We start from the raw sequence: 18,165 nt of genomic DNA on the forward strand, positions 1-18,165 counted from the left end.
CGTCTTCGAGGGAACCTACGTCCGAACCCTTTTACACCGCCGCAGGGACACGACCAACGCGCTGCCGGCGACGGACTTTGTCCGTGTCGAGGACCGGCCATCTCGCAAGGCTGCCGAGGCCTTGCGGGCGACCTTGGCGCTCGTCACCTTGCTGGCGCTGGACTTCCTTGCTATGCTTACCTACTTCCTTGTCCTGCTTGGCTTGCCAAGCAGCCGACTGACTTCCCCCATCAGAAGGCGCACCCGTTGCACCACGGCCGTCCGGCTCCCGGCGGGGCGCTGCCATGGTCCGTGGCACTCATCGCAGGAACCCCGGCCTGCTGGTGTTGGTGACCGGTGTCGCATGGCTGTCCTGGCGCCTGATAGTGGTTCCGGTGCGGTCGGCCTCGCGGATGGCAGAGCGGTTCGCCGAGGGCCACCTCTCTGAGCGGATGCCGGTGGGTGGTGACGACGACCTGGCCCGGCTGGCGATGTCGTTCAACGACATGGCCGCCCACGCGGATTCCGATGGATTCGGCCGCGGTCTTCAGCCGCTTTCCGGGCCGGATCGCCCAGTTGCAGCCGTCCCGCAACGGGACCCGCGCCGCGATGGTCATCCAGGGGCGGGTGATCCTGGCCGGTGTCGAGCAGCCGCCGTCCGGTGTGTTCACCCTGACGTATCCGCAGCGACTGGGTTTTGGGCTCGGCTTTTCGGTGGTGTCGCTGTCGTGGCGCACCGGTGATGACATCGTGGTCAGCCGCACCGACGCCGCGCATCCGTGTCGTAGGTGAACCTGGATGGGGTGAATTCTGATGCGCCCAGCCGTGGTTTGCAGGTGCCGGTGTTCACGGTGGCGGCCAACCCGTCGACGGTGTATGTCGCGACCCGTGCGGGGTGGCGCAGTTGTCGACTTCGGCCGCGGAAAACGATAGAGCTGGTCGGATACGCCGGGATTCATGACGCCCGGGGCGCTGCCGGTGCTGGCGGGCTGAGTTGTGGCGGCCCAGGTGCGTGGTTAGGTTTGTCGGGTGGCTTCCGATGAGACGCTGCGGGTGGATCCGGCGGCGATGACGGTTGTCGCGCAGGCGCTTTGTGGTGGCGCCGAGGCGCTGCGGGCCAGGCTGGCTGAGCTGGATGGGCAGGTCGGCCAGATGCTGGGCGGTTGGCAGGGGGTGTCGGGGCGCGCGTATGCCTCGGCGTGGGAGCTGTGGCATCGCGGGGCCGGTGAGGTGATGCTGGGGTTGTCGATTTTGGCCGAGGCGGTCGGTGGCGCCGGGGTGGAGTTTCAAGACAACGAGTCGATCTCGGCGCAGCGGTTGGGGGGTGTGGCCGATGGCTGAGGCGTTTCGGGTGGATCCGGCGGCGTTGGCCGAGGCGGTGGAGCGGATGGGTGAGTTTCAGCGTTATGCCGAAAGCATGCTGGGTGAGATCGATTCGTTGGTGACCACTCTGCATGCCACGTGGTCGGGGCAGGCGGCGGCGGCTCATGTGCTGGCGCATCGGCATTGGGCTGGTGGTGAGCAGATGATGCGCGTGGCGCTGGCGCGGCTGCAGGAAGCGGGTGGCACCGCGCACACCAACTTCACCGGGGTGATGGCACAGAATCTGAGCATGTGGTCATGAGCTGATGGCGCCGCTGGCGGTGGATCCTGCTGCCTTGGATGGCGCGGGGGCCGCGGTGGTGGCGGTCGGCGAGGGTTTGGTGGCGGCGGTGGGGGCGCTGACCGGGGGTTTTGGGGCGAACACGGGTCAGGATGCCGCCGGTGAGGTGTTCGGGCTGCAGTATCAGGATGCGGCCGAGTCGGTGTTGACGGCGGCGGCCGCTGCGGTCAATGCGTGCCGGGGCACCGGGTTCAAGGTCCAGGTGTCGGCGTCTAATTACTCGCGGGCGGAGGCGGCGTCGACGCTGGGTGGGGGTGCGCAGGTGTTGGTGACGCCGACGGCCCCGGGTGAGTTCGCGGCCCCCGGGGCGCCGTGGACCCTGGGTCCCGGGGTGCCGCCCCCGCCGCTGTGGGCGCTGGTGCAGGCGTTTGTCGGGGATGTGTGGCCGGATGGCAACCCGGCGCAGATGCACGCCGCCGCGGCCTGCTGGCGCACGTTTGCTGGCGCGCTTCATGGCGTGAAAGACGCGCTGGCCGGCCCGAATTCGGTGGTGGGCGCGCAGCGGATCCCCGAGGGTGAGCTGATTGGGCGGGCGTTAGCGACGCTGGGCACCGACATCGCCGGCATCGGCGCACAGTGCGACAGGCTGGCTAAGGGCCTGGATGATTTCGCGCAAGACGTGGCCCGCACCCAGGACGCGATCCGGGATCTGCTGCACCGGTTGGGGTCAGTGTCGGGCCTTGTTCACGAGCTGGTGGAGGTTGTCACGGGTCACGGCCTTGAGGAGGTCAAAAAGATCGCCGAGGACATTAAGGCGGTGCTGGGTAACCTGATGCGCCAAGCCCAGGCCCGCCAGCAGCTGCTGCGCGAGGGCATGCAGGTGCTTGACGGGCTGGTGCGGGGGTTACAGATCTATGTGCGCGCCGAGATCACCCATTTTGTGGGTGAGGAGGTCGGCAACCCGCTGGCGACGGTGTTTGATACCTACACCAATGTGGGTGAGGGGGTGCTTAAGGGCGCTGCGGGGATGGGGGAAAGCCTCCAGCAGCTTGACCCGGCCCGGTTCGCCTACGACCCCAAGGGTGCGGCGGCCGCCTGGGAGGGCCTGGCCAAAGGTGTCGCCGAGACCCTGGCGGTGGGGGATCCCGCTTTTGCTCCCCTGCTCGATGCACTGGATCCGCAGGCGCGCACCACCTTGGCCAGGGGACTGCTGCATGCCGAGGAGTGGCGCGCTGACCGGCCCGGTTTGGGGGCCGGGGAAAACCTGTTTGACATCGCGATGCTGGGGATCCCCGGGCTCGGGGAAGCCGGTGCCGCCGGTGAAGCCGCCGAGGCGGCCGATGCCGCCGGCACCGTCGGCCGCGGCGGGCGCGCCCTGGGCGAGGCGGGTGACCTGGGTCGGGTCAGCGGCGCCTGGGGTGATATCGGCAAGACCTCCGACGCTTTAACAAGAGATCTTCAAAACGTCGGCGGCAATCTACCCAAGAGCGACCCACCGGCCGGGGGTCGCCCGGTGGGCCTGCCGCCGCCGGGGCCCGGTGAGCCGCCGGTCAGGCCGGGCCCACCCGTCGAGTCAGCGCCCACACCCAAAGCTGAGCCGGTGCGCCCGCCGGAGTCGGCGCCCGCCCCCGCTCCTGCGCCGGGGCAGCCGGAGATCCCGGTCGGCCCGCACGAACGGGCACCCATCGATGAGCGTCCAGGTCCGACCGCGCCAGGCGGTATGCAGGAACCGACTCCGGTGCCCGCAGGCGAGCATTCCGCACCTGCACCCGCCGCGCCAGCTGAGCAGCTACCCCCGTCTGGCGCGCAGTTCGGTGCTACGCCGCGAGTGGCCGCCTCGCCCGACGGCCATCCGGGCCAACCGACGCCAGGTAGCGCGCATCCGCCCCAACCAGCGCCGATGTCGCCGCTGCATAAGCCGATCCCCGACTCCTATCCGGACAGGGCGCACGAACCGACGCTGCCGAACGACAGTGTGCCTCCTGGATCTGGCGATGGCGGCCCACACAGACTGCACCCGGGGGACAGCGCCTCACCCGCCGACCATGAAAGCCCGCTCGAGGATGGCAGCAGCGGTGACGTGTCGCACATGACCGACGGCGGGCATGGTCTATCGGCGCCTGATCCAAAAATCCCTGGTATCGACTATCCGCATTCTCCCGCCGATGCATTGGGAATCCTGGAGCATCCCGACGCGGAGATCAGTCGGCTGGCAGAAGGCGGTGTACCGCAACACGTGCTTGACGGTTACGATCCGTTGGCCGGTCGGACGCCGGAGGAATTCAAGCATGAATTCACGGTGTCGGGTCCAGATGGCAAGCTGCGGTGGGACTGGGACAATCAGGCTCCGAACAATGGATTCGCTGGAACCCCTGAGGAGAGCGATCACATACCCGGTGGTCAGCACCTCGATCGCGTAGGGCCCAATGAGGGAGCATTCATGTCGCTAGAGGGAACTCCTTTGGCGGAACGCGCACCTGCTCCGGGTCTTGCCTCCCAATACCACGTATTCGAAAGCACCGGCGAACTGGTTCCGGCAGACAAAAATTGGGTGGTATTGCACGGCCCTGCTAAAGACGCATTTGGCCAACCAGGCGGTGGTGACCAGTGGGTAGTCATCGATCGAGAAACGAAAGAACCGATATCGGTTATTAAATTGTTAAAGGAAGGCATGTTGCAGGAACTCGACCTACCCATCGGGCCTTGGGCGTGGCCGAAATGACATTAGGAACGGAGGCATCGTTACCATGGGTATAGATCCGAGTGACCGACAGGTCACCGAGTTGATTGACCGGTATAACAAGTGGCGTAGAGTGTATCAGTATGCTGGAAAGGGACGTTTAGCCCCGGACGAACCGGATTGGGAAAACGGCCGGCTTTACTTCCGCAGGGGTTACCCGTACCCTGATTGGACAGCATATATCATCGAATCTGATACGGATGAGAATTTTCGGGTGCTTCACGCGTCCACGGAGCGACGCAATACACCGATAGAATCCTTACAGGCGGTGTTCTCGCGAATTGAAGATGCAGGAAAATTCATCATCTACGAAACAGTGACTGATCTCAGAGCCGATTGCCGGATGCAGTCGACAACGCGAAAGTGGCGCGCCCAGGGGCTTGATCCGAATGTTGAGAAGGTCATGATTTCCGACAAGCAAGCGAAGTACATATTGCGCTCAGACCCCAAGGTCTATTTCATTGCGTATTCTGGAGGTATTCAACCATACAACCACATCCTTCCAATTTCATATGATGAGTTAGATGCGGTACTGTTGGAAGACTTTCCGGAAAATGTGACTTCTCGACTTGCTGCAGAATCGAACCTGAGTTAGGACATTTGGCGGCTCTTCGACTTTAACCGGGCAATCGGCGTGAAGTCTGGGTTGCGGCCCGCTGTTTGCGGGTGCAGTGAAACCCGAGTTAGGACAATTTAGTGCGCACCTTCGGCGACCGTATCGCTGGCGCCACAGCCGCTGGGCGGATCGGCAGGTGAGGTGATCGCGGTCAGGGCGGCTTGGATTTCGGCGGGTAGCGGGTCGGCTGCGGTGGGGGTGTGGTTGCCGGCGCGGATGGTCACGGTGCGGTAGCGGCGTAGTGTTTGTACGAATTTCTTGATGCTCCAACCAGTTTGGTGCTCAATCCAGTGACTGATGGCCAGGGCGACGAACACGATGCTTAGGTGCGCCTCGATCGACTTGTGTTTGTGATGATAGATCGGCCGGGCTTGCAGGTCGTGCTTGGACATCCGGAAACTCTTCTCGATACGCCATAGCCGGTGGTAGGCGCCGATGACGAACTCCGGGGCCTGATCGGTGAGGTTGGTCGTGTAGCCCTTGATACCGGCCAACGCCCGGGCCTTGGCCTCCAGGTCACGGTTGATGCTCTTCTGGGCTCCGGTGAGCTTGATGAACCGGTTACGTTTGACCGAGACCTTGCCTGCGACAGCATTTTCGGCTTTGGCGATCTGCTCATCGATGCCACGCAACGTCCGGCGGGCCCGGTCGTGACGGTACTGGTAGTAGATCACCCGATCAGGGATACCGCGGGCCTTCTCGACGGCTGTAGCCGGCCACGGCTGGGTGAACACCTGCTGATCGGGGATCTCTTGACCGGGGTGTTTGTCTCGCCACTCGGTGATGATCTGCGGCACGTAAGGGATACGGGTACCGAGGATGAACGACAGTCCGGCAGCGAAGATGGCCTTCTGGTTGGCCTCAGAGTGAGGCGGCGGCGCTGCGCCGCAGGCATGTGGGCGACCGGGAGTTGACGATCCGCTCATCGGCTACGTATGTCACCGGCAGAGGGATTGTCGAGACCACGACGAAGACGAACCGGGCGCGCCACGTGCCCGTTCCCGGGCCGGTGTGGCAGCGGCTGCAGCATGAGCTGCCGAGTGATCCGAACGCACTCGTGTTCCCGAGCCGTCGTGGTGGGCACCTGCCCATCGAGGAGTACCGCAGAGCGTTCGAAAAAGCCTGCAGCGCTGTCGGCATCACCGGCCTGGTGCCGCACGGGCTACGCCACACCACGGCGTCGCTGGCGATCAGCGCGGGCGCTAATGTCAAGGTCGTGCAGAGGCTTCTCGGGCATGCGACAGCGGCCATGACCTTGGACCGTTATGGCCACCTGCTCAGCGACGACCTGGCGGGCGTGGCAGATGCGCTCGGCAAGGCCATCGAGAGCACTGCGGTATTACTGCGGTATTCGGAAGCCGGGCACAACGAAACGGAGACCATATCCGCAGTTAGTTAGCACAAGGGGCGGTAGCTCAGTCGGTTAGAGCCGCGGACTCATAATCCGTTGGTCGCGGGTTCGAGCCCCGCCCGCCCCACTCTATTTCGGCTGGTCAGAACGTATTTGTGGTCGTTAGGCCGTCTACGTAGGGTGCGATTTACCGGCGTCGTACCGGCGTGTGGCGCGGTACATGCCGCGCTAGCTAACTGCCTCGCCACATTAGCCTCAAGAGCCACTTGCGTCACAAGGGCCAAATATCAAAGCAGACTTCGGCCCGAAATTGGGGATGCCGACCGGCGTGTCGTGCCAGGAAATGTCGGAGCGCCACCATAGGCTGCTGGGTAGTTTCATCAGGAAAGGTTCACCGTGGCGGATTCCAAGATCCCGTACATGAACGCGTACGGCAACATCACCCGCGCTCTTGAGAAGATCAAGACGGCTACTACGCCCCAGCGGTTCACACAAGACTTCCTGGAAACGAAGATCGGGCTAAGCGGTGGAAGTGCTCGTCCAGTCATCCCGTACCTGAAACGGACGGGCTTCCTGAACTCCGACGGCACGCCGACCGACATATATGTCAGATTCCGCAACGCATCGAAGGCGGGGCGCGCTGCTGCCGAGGCGTTGAAAAAGGGCTATCAAGACCTTTACGACATCCACGAGTTCGTTCACGATCTCGACGACAAGAAGCTACGCGACACCATCCTTCAAGCGACCGGCTGGGAGTCGGATTCGGGCATGGTCAAGGCCGCCGTCGGTTCGTTCAAAGCCTTGCGCGCATTCGCGACATTCGACGAACATAAGGATGACGAAGCTGATGACAGCGATGCCGGCGGTGAGCAGCAAGACCAGACGGATCATCCGGGTGGGGGCCAACAGAAAAACGGCCCTGGTGAGCTTCGGCTCGGCTACACCATCAACCTGAATCTGCCACCGACTCCTGACATCGCTGTATTCGACGCCATCTTCAAGAGCTTGAAGGAACACCTTCTATGACGCGAGAAGGTGAAGACTCGATCAAGCTGTTCTTCGCGTCAAACCAATTGCTGCACTACAACTTGTCGAAGGTAGAGCGGCAGCTGGCGCTTGATCTGGGGCTGGCGTCGCGGGCGGTGGAATCGGCTGATGCCGACTATTACCCGCAGCTACAGACAGATATTCGCAAAGAGGCCGCCAATATGGGCAGCCACTACGAAGTGTTCTACTCGCTCGAAAACACTATTCGACAACAGATTTCAGATATTTTGTCAGCCGAGGCAGACGAATGGTGGACGACTCAATATATTCCGGGGCAGATCAAGAAGGATTGCGAGGCGCGGCGCAAGAAGGAGATTGAATCGGGGATGACGCCGCGATCTGCGGACATTCTCGCATTCTCTAACTTCGGTGAACTGAGCGAGATCATCAAGATGAATTGGAGCATCTTTTCGCAGACCTTCTCGAACGTGAAAGCGGTCGAGAAGGTCATGGGCACATTGAACAGTTTGCGCCTGCCGATTGCCCACTGCTCGCCGCTAGCTGAGGATGAAGTGCTCAGGCTCCGGCTTGCGGTCCGAGACTACTTCCGGCTCATGGAATAACTGCTACTTGCCGCGCGTCTTGAACCGCCCTGGGTTCGATGGAGGCTCGGTTTATTGGATTCCGACCAGGGCTTGGTCGGTCCGTCTGCCAGCGTAGAACGTGTCCTCGAATTCTGCTGGCGGTAGGTGGCCGAGGTAGCCGTGCAACCGGGCGGTGTTGTGCCAGTGCACCCAGCCGAGGGTGGCTAGCTCGACGTCTTCGACGGTCTTCCACGGGCCGGGCCGCGCGGGACCGTAGATCAGCTCGGCCTTGTAGTAGCCGTTGACGGTCTCGGCCAGAGCGTTGTCGTAGCTGTCGCCTACGGTGCCGATCGAGGGCACTGCGCCGATCTCGGCGAGGCGCTCGGTATAGCGAAGCGAGGTGAACTGGCTGCCGGCGTCTGAGTGACAGCGCAAGCCCGCCAACACAGCTCCGCGCGACCAGCGGGCCATCTCAATGGCATCAAGCACCATCGTGGTGCGCATGTTCGAGGCCACCCGCCAGCCGACGATCATCCGGCTGAACACGTCGATGATGAAGCAGACGTAGGCCACCCCAGCCCAGGTGGGCACGAACGTCAGATCGGTCACCCACAGCTGGTTGGGGGCGTCTGCGGTGAAGTTCCGCTTGACCAGGTCCGGGTGGCGTTGGGCACCTTCTTCAGGTCGGGTGGTGCGGACCTTCTTGCCGCGGCGCACCCCGGCGATGCCGGCGGCGCGCATCAGCCGCGCTACCTGGTCGCGGCCGATGTCGTGGCCGGCCCTGACGGCGGCTTTGTGCAGCTTACGGGCGCCGTAGACGCTGTAGTTGTCCTCGAAGAGCTTGACCAGGACCGGACCCATGACCGCATCCCGGCAGGCTCGTTTCGACGGGCCGCGTTTCTTGGCAGCGTAGTAGGTGCTCGGGGCCACCGACACGCCTGCGCTGTGCAGCACGGTGCAGATGGGCTCGACCCCGAATTCTTCCCGGTTGGCGTCGATGAAGTCGACTATTTCTTGTGTTGGCGGTCGAGCTCCGCCCCGAAGAAACTCGCCGCTCGTTTCAGTATCTCGTTGGCGCGCTTGAGTTCTCGATTCTCCTGTTCGAGTTCCTTCATGCGTCGCGCCTCGGTGGTCGACACCCCGGGCTGATAGCCGTCGTCGATGTCGGCCTGGCGCACCCAGGTCCGCACCGACTCCACCCCGTAGCCAAGCTGATCGGCGACCCGGGCGACAACGCCGTGGTCGCTACCCAACTCCGCCCGTAATGTCCGGACCATCCGTACCGCTCCGGCCTTTTGCTCGGCGCTGTAGCGGCGACTCGTCGGCTTGCTCGGCGGTGACTGTTTCTTCGGCATGACTCCATCCTCGATTCCAAGGTCTGGAGCCTCCAGCATTTCCAGGGCGATTCATCTTGTAGTTGGCGTTTGCCTTCGCCCGGCGACCGACCAGTGAGGCCAGCCTCGGACCGCCGAGGTGGGTGGTCGGGTTGGGTGGGTTCGTTGGGGTTGACTGCTGGTTGAGTGGCGGTCCGAGCCTGCCCTCACGCTCCGAAGCCGCCGCCAGGCTGGGCGCTGGTCAGGATCGCTTTGACCGAGCAGGCTGAGGATCATGGCTGCGGTTGTGACGGTCAACGATGTCCTTGATGGGCATGTGGTCCTGGATGTGGAGTGCATGGATCGGATCTATCTGAACGGCTATGTGCCTAATCTGCAGGTGGGCGGGCAGGTGGTGTCGTTTATGACCGCGCATCTGGGCTATCCGATCCCCTCTCCGGCGATCATTGAAAAGATCGGCGCGACGTTTCGCAAAGCTGTGGAGCGCTTCGCCGTCGGCAATGAGATCCCGCTGGTGCGGTTCTCCAAGGACGACCGCAAGATCGAGGTGATGCGCCCATATCTGGCTCGCCAGGCGCGCACCGGCCAATCCGGCGTGGCCGCGATCGGCACCGCCCAGGAGTTTCAGAACGTGTTCGCCTCGGCAAAACATATCGGCAACAACGGTGTTCCATGGTTTTCGTTTTGCAAGGCCGACCGGCGGGTGTCGTGTTTTTATTTGTATGTCTGGGATGTCGATTTCGGGCCGGCGTTCATCAAGGTCTGCACCTATTTCCCCTACCCGATCAAGGTGTGGCTCAATGGCCACGAGTACGCAAAACGCCAGGCCAGCCAGGCCGGTATCGATTTCACCGAGCTGTCCAACGGGTTTGCCAGTTGTGCGGATCCCGTCGCGCTGCAAGCCATCTGTGACCGGCTGGGCCCAGGGGCGATCATGGTGTTCTTCGAGCGTTGGATGAGCCGGCTGCCATTGCCGCTGACCGATACCGATCGCGCCGCGGGCTACTGGTGGGAACTGTCGATGCGCCAGATCGAGGTCTCACGCACCCTGGTGTTCGACGCCCCACGGCACGCCCGCTCGTTTTTTGAATCCTTGGTCGCCGACAACCTCGACATCGGCCGCCCCGACAGTGTGGAACTGATCTTCCACGGCCCCCGACGCCCGGGCAGGCCCCCAAAAATCGACTGTGTGCCAAAAACGAAGATCGTCACCCGCGGCACCGACGTGACCGTCAACGCCTTCTACAAAAGCTCGCGCATCAAGCAGTACTTGAAACACGAGCGGGCGCTGCGGGTCGAGACCGTCATCAACTCACCCGATGACCTGCGCTGCCAGCGGCGCCTGGTCCATCTCGACGAGCTGGCCGCCCGCGCACGTGCAATCAATCGCCGCCTGCTCGATACTGAACGTGTCGGCCAGGGCTGTGTCCTTGCGAGTCCAGCCTTTGAGCGGATCGCGCGGCCCACCCTCACCGAGGATGGCAGGAGGACCCCGGCCTTACGGTTCGGCGATCCTCGGGTAAAAGCCCTGGCCGGCGCCCTGTGCACGACGATGCTCGCCGTCACCGGCATCACCAACAAGAGCCTGCGCGCCTTGATGACCGGACTGCTCGACGGCACCGCCTACACCATGAACCAGGCCAGCTACGACCTGACCCGGTTACGTGTCAACGGCCTGATCACCCGAATCCCGGGCCGCAACCTGTATCGCCTCACCCCCGACGGGCTGCGGTTCGCGATCTTCTACACCAAACTGCACAACCGCCTGCTGCGCCCCCTCCTCGCAGCAAACCAACCACCTGCACCACCGGCACTGCGAAACGCATTGCTTACCATTGAAACTCACGTCACTGAACGGATCGACAACGCCCGCATCCTGCCAAGGGCCGCCTAAAAACTCAAGACAATACTCAACGGTCGCCCGCACCACCAACACTGCCAAACACCGTGCTCCCCATAGAAACTCGCATCACCTAACGCATCGACAACGCCCGCCTCCTGCCCATGGCAGCCTGAAAACTCAAGACAACCCTCAAAGTCCTAGCGACCAAGGGTCGCTAGCTACGGGTCGCTAAACGCCGCGTTGACAGGCGCGTCCGTCCGCATTTCACCACCGTCCTCTGACAAGCCCGACGGGCCGGGGCGATCCGCCTGTGTCCGACCCATGCCCCGGCCCAACCGTCAGCTAACGGGCTCGTACCGGCGAGATACCGGCGACTGAGGGCAATTTGTACCCGTACCGAAGGCGTACCGCGACGGTACTGGCAACGCCCGAAAACACTGTCTTACAGGCGTTTCGCTGTGAACAGCTAAGGCATATGCGCAGGTCGGAGCGCTGTCGGAAAGGGACTCATAATCCGTTGGTCGCGGGTTCGAGCCCCGCCCGCCCCACGTCAGAGCCGGGGCTATAAGTCTTCTCGGTCTTCTCGCGAAGCCTTCTCGTGCGCTCTGCCGACAGGTCGATCTCGAATCTCGGTAGGTGCGCATCCGGGGATAGGTCGCGGCCCTGCGGCGCCGACGCCCCGGGACGTTGACATCCGCGAATGGTCGAGGTGATCGGCGCCGACGAGATCGCCGTGCGACGCCGGATTGGTTAGGGCGGTAGTTTCCCCTGCCGGGCCTGCGGGGCGGGGTCTTTCCCTCGCCGGAAAGCACGGCGAAGCAGTGAAGGCCCGTGGATTCGGATATAGTTGCCCGGCGCCGGGGTGGTCTGCGCGGGCCGGTCGGCGAGGTTGCCGGGAAGGACAATCACGGGGCAAGGACAACCAGGGGATGAAGAAGACTCCACGGGTGGCGGCTGCCGGGCTCGCCGTGGCGGCAGCTGTGCTGGGAGGCCCGGTGGCTGGATGCAGCGGCAAGGCGAAGTCGCCGGCCGCAACCCCGCGGTCGGCGGCCCCGGCGCCGGGCACCACCGGCCCGGCCACCACCTCGGCGCCCGCCCGGCCGACGGACTACGCGAAGCTGCTCATCACTGCGGGCGAGATCAACGCGCCGGAAGCCTTCACCGCAGGCCCGCCGATACAGAATCCGGACGGCCGGGACGGCGCGCAGGTGACGTTCACAACCCAGGACGGCGGCCACGTCATCGTCGACACCATCCTGATCTTTCCGGATCCCGCCGCGGCCCGGGCCGCGCTGGACGCGGCAAAGGCCACGCTACCCGGAGCCAGGACCGGAAAACCCGCCCCGCTACCCGTCGGCACCGGCGGGACGTCGGTCTCGGGGGACGCCCCGGACAGGTCCAAGGGTGTGACGATGCTGCGTTTCACCGAGGGCAGAGCGCTCGTCACCCTCGAATTCGACGGTCCTCCCGGGGTGCCCGCACCGCCGGATTTCATTACCGACGTAGGTCGCAAACAAGACGCCGCCATCAAAAAGGGACTGCCAACCTAACCGGCCCGCGGCTGTGGCTGTCGGGCCGGTGAGCGCATCGGCCGATCTTTCGTTGCCCCCGCCGCCACCCGGGCATACTCAAAGCATCCCGGGGAGGAGGCGCCATGTCATCTCCGCCGCCCGGCCTGCCGCAGCAGATGCTGCGGCGCCGGCCGCTCAGTGGGGGACCGGTCGCCACCGGCGCCGCAGATCACCTGCGGCGCAGTCTGGGAACGTTTCAGCTCACCATGTTCGGTGTCGGCTCGACGGTCGGCACCGGTATCTTTGTCATTCTCTCGGTGTCGGTCCCGCAAGCCGGTCCCGCAGTGGTCGTTTCGTTCGTCATCGCCGGCATCGCTGCGGGTCTCACCGCGATCTGCTACGCCGAGATGGCCTCGACGCTACCGGTTTCCGGATCGGCCTACTCGTACGCCTATGCCATCCTCGGGGAGTTCGCGGCGGTCGGCGTCGCGGCGTGCCTGCTGCTGGAGTACGGCGTGTCCGCCGCCGCGGTGGCTATCGGGTGGAGTCAGTATCTGAACAAGGTGTTCACGAACACGTTCGGATTTCAACTGCCCCAAGCTATTTCAGCGGGGCCGTGGGATGCCCATCCGGGTGTTGTCAACCTGCCCGCCATCGTCTTGGTGGCCATGTGCACGGCGCTGCTGATCGGCGGGGTCAGCGAATCGGCCAAGGCGAACACGGTGATGGTGGTGATCAAACTCGGAGTGCTGCTGATGTTCGCGGCCATCGCCTCCACCGGGTTCAGCCCCCGGCGGTTTGCCGACTTCGCGCCGTTGGGGGCCTCGGGCATCAGCCTGGCGGCGGGCACGATCTTTTTCACCTACATCGGGCTGGACGCGGTCTCCACCGCCGGTGACGAGGTCAAAGACCCCCAACACGCGATGCCGCGAGCGATCATCGCGGCCATGCTCATCGTGGTCGGTGTCTATCTGCTGGTCGCTGTCGCCGCGATAGGTAGCCAGCCATGGCAGGACTTTCGGGGTCAGGAGGCGGGGCTGGCGGCGATCCTGGACGAGGTCACCGGGAACGCCGCGGCCGGCACGATCCTGGCTGCCGGCGCGGCGATCTCGATCTTTTCGGTGACGCTGGTGACCCTCTACGGCCAGACCCGGATCCTATTCGCGGTGAGCCGTGACGGATTGCTGCCCCCGACGTTCGCGAAGGTCAACCCGCACACCATGACACCCGTCGGCAACACCGTGATAGTGGGTGCTGCGGTGGCGCTTCTGGCCGGCCTGGTGCCCCTGGGACGGCTGGCCGAAATCGTCTCCCTGGGCACCCTGGCCGCGTTCGCGGTGGTGTCGCTGAGCGTGATCGTGCTGCGGGTTCGGGCACCGAATGCGCCCCGGGGCTTCACCGTGCCGGGTTACCCGGTGACGCCGCTCCTGTCCGTGGCGGTGTGCGCCTATCTGGCCTCCAGCTTGCACCGCTCCACCTGGATCGCGTTTACCGGCTGGTTGGCGGTCGCGTCAGTTTTCTATTTGACGTGGGGTCGCCGGCACAGTGCGCTCAATGACCGCGGGGGCGGCGGCGTCGCGACGTCCCGGTCCGCCGCGGGCAGCTAAACATCCCCCAGGGCCCATTAGGAGCGTGGGTCGGCCCAAGGGGCGGTGGCTGACCCGAATTCGCTGGGGGAATTCGCTGGGGGAATTCGCGGTGAGGTCACCTACCGTTTGCCGATCGGTGGAATTCATGATCGGTTCACCCGGGCGTCAGCGCCACGTCGGGAACCACACACGGGTGGCGGTTCTTCTCACGGTATGCGAGTCGTTCAGGTCGCCAACTTCTACGGGCCTCGCTCCGGCGGCCTGCGCACCGCGGTGGACCGGCTGGGCGCGGAATACTGCGCGGCCGGCCACGAGGTGTTCCTCATCGTCCCGGGCCCGCGCGCCGGGCGGCGCCAGCTGGGCACGGGCGTCGTTCGAATCACCGTGCCCGCCCGGTTGATTCCGTTCACCGGCGGCTATCGGGCGGTGATGCCGGGGCCGGTGAAAGCACTGCTGTGGGCGCTACGGCCGGATGCTTTGGAGGTTTCTGACCGGCTCACGTTGCGGTCACTGGGTCGATGGGGCCGTGAACATGGCGCGACGACCGTGATGATCTCCCATGAGCGTCTGGATCGCCTTGCAGGCCAAATACTTCCGCGCTGCGCTGCGCGTAAGTTCGCGGATTTGGCCAATGCCCGTACCGCCGCCGACTACGACACCGTGGTGTGCACCACCAGGTTCGCCCGCGAGGAATTCGATCGCATCGGCGCGACGAACACCGTCACCGTCGCCTGGGGAGTTGATCTGCAGGTTTTCCACCCGCACCGGCGCTGCACCCGGATCCGGCACCGCTTGGCCGCGGCGGCGCAGGTGCTGTTGGTCCACTGCGGGAGGCTGTCGGTGGAAAAGCGCGCCGACCGCAGCATCGACGCGCTCGCCGCGCTGTGCGCCGTCGGCGTGGACGCCCGCCTGGTGGTTGTCGGCGACGGCCCCCTGCTGGCCAGGCTGCGGCGCCAGGCCGCCGGGCTGCCGATCGAGTTCACCGGATACGTCGCTAATCGGCGCCTGGTCGCGGCGCTGCTGGCCTCCGCGGATGTCATGCTGGCCCCGGGGCCGCATGAGACGTTCGGACTGGCCGCGCTGGAGTCGCTGGCGTGCGGGACACCCGCGGTGGTGTCCCGCACATCGGCACTGGCCGAGATCATCACCCCGGACAGCGGCGCCTTGGCCGACAATGATCCGGCAGCCATCGCGGACGCGGTCCGCGCGATCATGGCCCGTCCGGAACACGACCGGCGCAGCGCTGCGCGCCGCCGCGCCGAGATGTTCACCTGGCAGCGGGCGGCGGCCGGCATGCTGCGAACGCTCAGCGGAGCGACCGTGACCGGCCGGGGCACCGACTCCGAAGGCATCGCGTAAAGGCAGCCATCCGCCCGGCATACTGGGGCAATGCCCGATCGCAATGTGCTGGGCGGCCCCTTGGAACCGTGTGGCACCGATCCGCTCACCGGGTTCTACCGTGACGGCTGCTGCTCGACCGGGCCCGAAGACCTTGGCCTGCACACCATCTGCGCCGTCGTGACGGCCGAGTTCCTGGAGCACCAGCGCTCCATCGGCAATGACCTGGTGACCCCGCGGCCCGAATACCGGTTCCCGGGCCTGACGCCCGGCGACCGCTGGTGCGTCACCGCCCTGAACTGGCTACGCGCCTACCGGGACGGCTGCGCCGCCCCGGTGGTGCTGGCCTGCACCCACGAGCGCACCCTTGATGTGGTCGATCTGGAGGCGCTGCGGGAGCATGCCGTCGACGTCCCGGACGACCTGGGCGGGCTGTAGCCGGTCATCGGACGAAGTCCCACTGCCCGAAATCGGCTGCCAGCACCTCGTCCACATCCACGGGGATGCCGCCCAGCAGCGGACCCGGCTTCGCCGGGGTGCTGACCACGGCCTGATACAGCACCGCCGCGGGTTCCCGCCGGCCCGCCGACCACGCGCTGGTCTGCCAGGCCCAGCGATGACCCGCGGTTGCCGAGTGCCCGATCAGGTTCTCCTCGATCGCCCAGGCACAGGCCCGGGCATGCCCATAGATGCCGGTGCGGGCCACACCCAACACCGAGTTGATTCCTCGAAGCCATTCCACGGCACCCTGGGCGAAGGTGTCGTGGTCGATGTCCTCATCGATGCTGAAGAAGATCGGCGCCGAATCGGGACCGCCGGCTGCGGAATGACGCTGCAGGGCTGTCCGGGCGTCCGCAACGCCGCCGTCGTACCCACGGGTGTAATCCGAGGGCGCGGCGGGCCAACCGGGTTTGCCGTACTGGTAGTTGCTGACGATCGCCAGGCCCGCCGAGCGAAGCGCATCGGCATACTCGCGGGTGACGGGCTTGAAATCGAAGTTGGCCCCGGGGCGCGACTCGGACACATAAACCACCACCCCGTCATAGCCGGCCGATGTGATCAGCTCCGGGGGGACCAGCCGCTCGGCGAAATCGACCAGCCGGCCGTTCGCGGCGGCTGCCTGCTGCGCGTCCAGCACCCCGGCCAGCCCGCCCAAGCCCAGCAGAAGTGGCGCGGCAGCAGCGTATTTGAGGGCGTCGCGTCTGCCGATCGATCGCGGTTCGCCTCGCCCACACAACGCAGCCGAATCGTGCACGGGCCATGCTACCAAGGTTTGCCCACGCCAATGGCAAGGCGGGGCTGCGGGCTTGGCTCGCCCGCGCCGCGTGCGGTGGCGACACCGCGAGTTAACTGGCGGGCGCAACCGGGGCGGGATGCCGCTGAGCCCACGGGCAGGATTCTTCGAGTTGCGCGGCCAGCTGCAGCAGATCACCGTCGGCACCGAGGCGTCCCACGAACTGCACGCCCAGGGGCAGCCCGGTGTCGGTCCAATGCAACGGCACGCTGATCGCCGGTCGCCCGGTGAGGTTGGCGAGCTGGGTGTAGGGTATCCAGCCCAGGTTCTCTTGAATGAGATCGTCCAGTATTCCGAGCAGCGCCAGCACTTTTCCAGCACGCACCTTGCTGATCACCCGCGACAGCGCCTGTAGGCGCGGTGGTGTCGTGGTGGCACCGATCGCCAGGGGCGGGGTGGCCAGGGTGGGAGTCAGGAAATAGTCGTAGCTCTCGTGAAACGTCGCCAGGGACTGAATGTAGTTGTTGCGGTTCTCCAGCGCCAGCAGCGGTGCCAACACGCCGGCGGCCCGGCCGAGCTCACCCATGGCCAGGGTATCGGCCTCGAACTGGCTGTCACGGGCGCCGAGTCGCTGCTTAATCTCGGCGACCTGCCGGTACAGCTGAGCGAACCAGATGGTGAGAAAATCGCGGGCCAATGCGGCGTCGTCGTAGGGTGGCGGAACTTCCTCGACGTGGTGGCCCAGATCGCTGAGAAGCTTCGCCGCCTTTTCGACTGCGGCGATGGCCTCCCGGTGCGGACGGGGGTTGACCGCCGATGAGGTCGAGTACCCGATCCTGCACGTGCCGGGCCGATTCTTGATGTGTTGGGCGAACGGGACCTGCGGAAGCGCAGCCTGATAGCCGGATCGCGGGTTGGGGCCGATGATCGCGTCGCAAAGGGCGGCGCTATCGCGCACGGTGCGCGACACGACGCCCTGGACCGACATGCCGAACAGCGGCTCACCGGTTTGGGGCCCGTAGGGCGAGAGCCCTCGGCTGGTCTTAAGGCCGACGAGCCCGTTGCAGGCGGCGGGGATGCGAATCGAACCGCCGCCGTCGTTGCCCCCCGCTGCCGGCACGATGCCCGCTGCGACGGCAGCCCCGGATCCCCCCGACGAGCCGCCGGGTGTGTGCCCGATGTTCCACGGGTTCCGGGCCGGACCCCAGTACTCGGATTCGGTCACCCCTTTGGCCCCGAACTCGGGCGTATTGGTCATGCCGAAGATCACCAGGCCCGCATCGAGGAACCGTTGGGTGACCAGGGCATGCTGGTCGGCCACGTCATGAGCCAGCGACCGCGACCCGCATGAGGTGGGAAATCCCCGATACTGCTGACCAAGGTCTTTGATCAGGAAAGGGACGCGTTGACTCATCCGAAATGCCCGCGTAGCCCCCTTCGTTGCCTCATTTGAGGA

At 65.0% G+C, this 18,165-nt stretch carries 15 protein-coding genes, 1 tRNA gene, 3 pseudogenes and 1 other annotated feature; of the genes and pseudogenes, 15 read left to right on the forward strand and 4 right to left on the reverse strand.

All coding sequences use genetic code 11. The features are described from left to right. Positions 1–317 precede the first annotated feature (317 nt). The 6 genes and pseudogenes from QJR12_RS17490 to QJR12_RS17515 form a co-directional block, all read left to right on the forward strand. A pseudogene (locus QJR12_RS17490) lies at positions 318–491 on the forward strand (HAMP domain-containing protein); the annotation flags it as partial. A 1-nt stretch (position 492) separates the two neighbouring features. Then, positions 493–972 (forward strand): annotated as a pseudogene (locus tag QJR12_RS17495) (LpqB family beta-propeller domain-containing protein); the annotation flags it as partial. A 36-nt stretch (positions 973–1,008) separates the two neighbouring features. Next, entirely contained in the window at positions 1,009–1,320 is a 312-nt protein-coding gene (locus QJR12_RS17500; RefSeq protein WP_300576399.1) for a WXG100 family type VII secretion target, read from the forward strand. Then, entirely contained in the window at positions 1,313–1,603 is a 291-nt protein-coding gene (locus QJR12_RS17505) for a WXG100 family type VII secretion target (RefSeq protein WP_300576401.1), read from the forward strand. The genes QJR12_RS17500 and QJR12_RS17505 overlap by 8 nt, the downstream gene beginning before the upstream one ends. 4 nt (positions 1,604–1,607) lie before the next feature. Then, entirely contained in the window at positions 1,608–4,304 is a 2,697-nt protein-coding gene (locus QJR12_RS17510; RefSeq protein ID WP_300584750.1) for a glycohydrolase toxin TNT-related protein, read from the forward strand. A gap of 25 nt (positions 4,305–4,329) precedes the next feature. Beyond that, positions 4,330–4,917: a hypothetical protein gene (locus QJR12_RS17515; protein ID WP_300584752.1), complete on the forward strand. Its 588-nt coding sequence runs from the start codon at positions 4,330–4,332 to the stop codon at positions 4,915–4,917. Between the two features lie 98 nt (positions 4,918–5,015). On the opposite strand, the pseudogene QJR12_RS17520 reads toward QJR12_RS17515, so the two are convergent. Then, a pseudogene (locus QJR12_RS17520) lies at positions 5,016–5,804 on the reverse strand (IS1634 family transposase); the annotation flags it as partial. Positions 5,805–5,833: 29 nt separating this feature from the next. On the opposite strand from QJR12_RS17520, the gene QJR12_RS17525 reads away from it, so the two are divergent. The 4 genes from QJR12_RS17525 to QJR12_RS17540 all read left to right on the forward strand — a co-directional run bounded on the left by QJR12_RS17525 (position 5,834) and on the right by QJR12_RS17540 (position 7,899). Beyond that, the gene (locus QJR12_RS17525) at positions 5,834–6,337 is read left to right on the forward strand and encodes a site-specific integrase (protein WP_300584754.1); all 504 of its coding nucleotides are present in this window, start codon (positions 5,834–5,836) and stop codon (positions 6,335–6,337) included. 5 nt (positions 6,338–6,342) lie between these two features. Then, positions 6,343–6,416 (forward strand) — tRNA-Ile (locus QJR12_RS17530). A 269-nt stretch (positions 6,417–6,685) separates the two neighbouring features. Next, entirely contained in the window at positions 6,686–7,315 is a 630-nt protein-coding gene (locus QJR12_RS17535; RefSeq protein WP_300584755.1) for a DUF5343 domain-containing protein, read from the forward strand. Next, positions 7,312–7,899: a Swt1 family HEPN domain-containing protein gene (locus tag QJR12_RS17540; protein ID WP_300584756.1), complete on the forward strand. Its 588-nt coding sequence runs from the start codon at positions 7,312–7,314 to the stop codon at positions 7,897–7,899. The genes QJR12_RS17535 and QJR12_RS17540 overlap by 4 nt, the downstream gene beginning before the upstream one ends. 51 nt (positions 7,900–7,950) lie before the next feature. On the opposite strand, the gene QJR12_RS17545 is transcribed toward QJR12_RS17540, so the two are convergent. Then, positions 7,951–9,215 (reverse strand): IS3 family transposase gene (locus tag QJR12_RS17545; RefSeq protein ID WP_300576643.1). Its coding sequence is split into 2 segments (ribosomal slippage): positions 7,951–8,909 and positions 8,909–9,215, totalling 1,266 coding nucleotides; the frame shifts between segments, so codons are not numbered across the junction. Next, positions 8,782–8,913 (reverse strand) — a sequence feature (AL1L pseudoknot). It overlaps the preceding gene by 132 nt. Before the next feature lie 253 nt (positions 9,216–9,468). Between QJR12_RS17545 and QJR12_RS17550 the strand changes: the two genes are divergently transcribed. The 5 genes from QJR12_RS17550 (at position 9,469) to QJR12_RS17570 (ending at position 15,913) form a co-directional block, all read left to right on the forward strand. Then, the gene (locus QJR12_RS17550) at positions 9,469–11,088 is read left to right on the forward strand and encodes a hypothetical protein (protein ID WP_300584758.1); all 1,620 of its coding nucleotides are present in this window, start codon (positions 9,469–9,471) and stop codon (positions 11,086–11,088) included. Between the two features lie 878 nt (positions 11,089–11,966). Continuing rightward, the gene (locus QJR12_RS17555) at positions 11,967–12,587 is read left to right on the forward strand and encodes a hypothetical protein (RefSeq protein WP_300584760.1); all 621 of its coding nucleotides are present in this window, start codon (positions 11,967–11,969) and stop codon (positions 12,585–12,587) included. A 104-nt stretch (positions 12,588–12,691) separates the two neighbouring features. Further along, a complete protein-coding gene (locus QJR12_RS17560; RefSeq protein WP_300584762.1) occupies positions 12,692–14,155 on the forward strand; it encodes an amino acid permease in 1,464 nt (487 codons plus the stop codon). A gap of 195 nt (positions 14,156–14,350) precedes the next feature. Next, the gene (locus QJR12_RS17565; RefSeq protein WP_300584764.1) at positions 14,351–15,496 is read left to right on the forward strand and encodes a glycosyltransferase; all 1,146 of its coding nucleotides are present in this window, start codon (positions 14,351–14,353) and stop codon (positions 15,494–15,496) included. 30 nt (positions 15,497–15,526) lie between these two features. After that, positions 15,527–15,913 (forward strand): DUF2237 domain-containing protein, encoded by a 387-nt coding sequence (locus QJR12_RS17570; protein ID WP_300584766.1) that lies wholly within the window; start codon positions 15,527–15,529, stop codon positions 15,911–15,913. A gap of 4 nt (positions 15,914–15,917) precedes the next feature. On the opposite strand, the gene QJR12_RS17575 is transcribed toward QJR12_RS17570, so the two are convergent. Together QJR12_RS17575 and QJR12_RS17580 are read right to left on the reverse strand one after the other, a co-directional pair. Next, positions 15,918–16,730 (reverse strand): DUF1906 domain-containing protein, encoded by an 813-nt coding sequence (locus QJR12_RS17575; RefSeq protein ID WP_300584768.1) that lies wholly within the window; start codon positions 16,728–16,730, stop codon positions 15,918–15,920. A 91-nt stretch (positions 16,731–16,821) separates the two neighbouring features. Beyond that, positions 16,822–18,165 (reverse strand): amidase (locus QJR12_RS17580; protein ID WP_300584770.1); only part of this gene is annotated, 1,344 nt, incomplete at its 5' end.

The sequence above is a fragment of the Mycobacterium sp. genome (assembly GCF_029961025.1).
Lineage (GTDB): Bacteria > Actinomycetota > Actinomycetes > Mycobacteriales > Mycobacteriaceae > Mycobacterium.